The 2,494-nt window shown below is 61.6% G+C and carries 1 protein-coding gene and 1 pseudogene; both read right to left on the bottom strand.

All coding sequences use genetic code 11. From position 1 onward, the window contains the following. Nucleotides 1–143: 143 nt before the first annotated feature. Nucleotides 144–878 carry an IS21-like element helper ATPase IstB gene (gene istB / locus LQK81_RS26160; RefSeq protein WP_003501246.1) on the bottom strand — a complete coding sequence of 245 codons (735 nt, stop codon included), beginning with the start codon at nt 876–878 and terminating at the stop codon, nt 144–146. After that, nucleotides 811–2,379, bottom strand: a pseudogene (istA, locus tag LQK81_RS26155) (IS21 family transposase). Before istA ends, istB begins: the two are co-directional and overlap by 68 nt. Nucleotides 2,380–2,494 lie beyond the last annotated feature (115 nt).

Genomic DNA, 2,494 nt, shown 5'->3' with positions numbered 1-2,494 from the left:
TGTCAATCGGCATCGAAACGGGCCCCCCTATCGGCTCCCAAAAGGGACCCCTGCCTCTGGTTGCATCGGGTCAGCGCGCGTAGGCCCGGAGCTCTCCATTTAGCGCAGGGGCCTGCGGGCGCGGGTTGTTTGTCTTTTCGGCTTTAGCTTTGAGAGCGGTTTTTGAAGCGCCAGGATTCGTTCCCGGTTTCCACGATCTCGCAATGGTGGGTTAGTCTGTCGAGCAGAGCGGCGGTCATTTTGGCGTCGCCGAATACGGCGGGCCACTCGCCGAACGCCAGGTTTGTCGTGACGATGATCGAGGTCCGCTCGTAGAGCCTGCTGATCAGATGGAAGAGGAGCTGGCCGCCGGCCTGAGCGAATGGGAGGTAGCCGAGTTCGTCCATGATGACGAAGTCGAGCCTGGTGATGAAGTCGGCCAGCCGCCCCTGCTTTCCGCTACGTGCCTCCGTCTCAAGCCGATTGACGAGGTCGACGACGTTGAAGAAGCGGCCGCGTGCTCCGTTGCGGATCAGAGCACGAGCAAGGGCGATGGACAAGTGGGACTTCCCCGTGCCGGTTCCGCCGACCAGAACGATATTGTGCTGCTCGGCGAGGAAGGCTCCTGTCGCAAGCTGGCGCACGAGCCCTTCGTTGACCGGCGTGTCGGTGAAATCGAAGTCGTCGATGTCCTTGGCCAGCGGCAGCTTGGCGACGGTGATCTGGTATTTGATGGAGCGTGCTTGCTTCTCGGCGATCTCCGACTGTAGCAGGTCACCCACGATGCGCGGCGGTTCGTGCTGCCGCTTGATGCCGGAGGCCATGATCTCGTCATAAGCGCTGCGCATGCCGAACAGCTTCAGCGTGCCCATCATGTCGAGGATTTGGGATCGTTCCATATCAGCTTGCCCTCCTGAGGCTGTCGTAACGCGCGCAATCGGCCAGAGGCTCGTGGGTCAGGCGAAGCGCATCGGGAATGGAAAGGATGGCGGCCGGCTGCGGATCACGCTTGCGGGCCAGGATGTTGATGATGACGGCAGCCGAGAACACGCCCTGATCGAGCGCCTCCTGGCAGGCCGCTTCGACGGCGGGGAGCCCGTCCAGGCCCACACATTCGAGGATCGACACCATCTGCCGGTCGCCGTCATGCATGGACTTCAGCCGGCGGCGCACCTTCTCCATGGCGGCGGGCAAAACCCAGTCGTGGAATGGCGCACCGTTGCGCAGTGCTCCCGGCTTGCGGGTCAGGACCGGCACGTAATGCCAGGGATTATAGATCGTCTCGCCACGGCCGAAGCAGCGATCGTGTTGGCCGATCTCCACGCCATCCTGCCGGATGACGATGCGATCTGCATAGGCATGTATCTCGGCCGGGCGGCCGACTGCCGTGGATAGCACCGAGTATTTGTTGTTGTCGAAACGCACGAGGCAGGTCTTGCCGATCGAGGCCTGCACCGCGTGGAAGCCGTCGAACTTGCCGGGATAGCCGACCAGGTGCGGCCGTTCCCCATCGAACACCTCCCAGATCGTGCGCTCCGTTTGATCGACATGTTTATGGGCGCGGGCATAGCTGATGCACTTGTCCAGCAACCAGCCATTCAGTTCATCGTAGGACTTGAAGCGCAGCCGTGGCGTGAAGAAGCGTTCCCGCACCAGGTTGACCTGGTTCTCGACCTGGCCCTTCTCCCACCCCGACGCCGGCGTGCAGGCCACCGGCTCTATCAGGTAATGGCTACACATCTGCAGGAAGCGGCGATTGTATTGTCGTTCCCTGCCGACGAAGACCGTCTCCACCGCCGTCTTCATGTTATCGTAGATGCCGCGCGTGCAGGCCCCGCCGAAGAACGCAAATGCCCGGTCATGGGCATCGAAGACCATCTCCTGCGTCTCGCGCGGATAGGCTCTCACATACATCATCCGGCTGTGGCAGAGCCGGACATGCGCCACCTTTACCGTCGTCGTCACGCCGTTCAGCACGACGATCTCGTGGCTCCAGTCAAACTGGTAAGCCTCGCCCGGCGCATAATAGAGCGGCACGTAGGCTTCCGCCGTAACCGAGCCGCGTTCCTTCGCCCAGGTTCGGGCGTAACGCCGGACGGTGTCGTAACCGCCCTCGTAGCCGAGGTCGCGCAAGTCCTCGAACAGCCGGATCAGTGTCAGCCGTTCGCGAGAGGATTTGGCCGCATTGGCGAGCAGCATTCCATCGAGCTGATCGCGCCAGGGGCCGAGCTTCGGCTGAGGTTGACGGGTCCGCTCGTACTTGAACTCCGTCTCATCGCTGCGCAGAACCTTCCGCACCACTTTCCGCGATACACCCAACTCCCGGCAGATCGCCTTGATCGTCTTGCCCTGCACACGGGAAAGCCGACGTATCTTCAGAATTGTCTCCACAACAAGCATCCAAATAAAAAGCCTCCGATGAAACCGGAGGCTGTTGTAACCCCATCGCAGATGGGGGTCCCGTTTGGACGCCGATCACCCCATGTGCGGGGTCCTTATTCCATGCCGAAACACA

The organism is Rhizobium sp. GN54, assembly GCF_021026345.1.
GTDB lineage: Bacteria > Pseudomonadota > Alphaproteobacteria > Rhizobiales > Rhizobiaceae > Mycoplana.
This window is presented reverse-complemented; position numbering and strand designations above follow the sequence as displayed.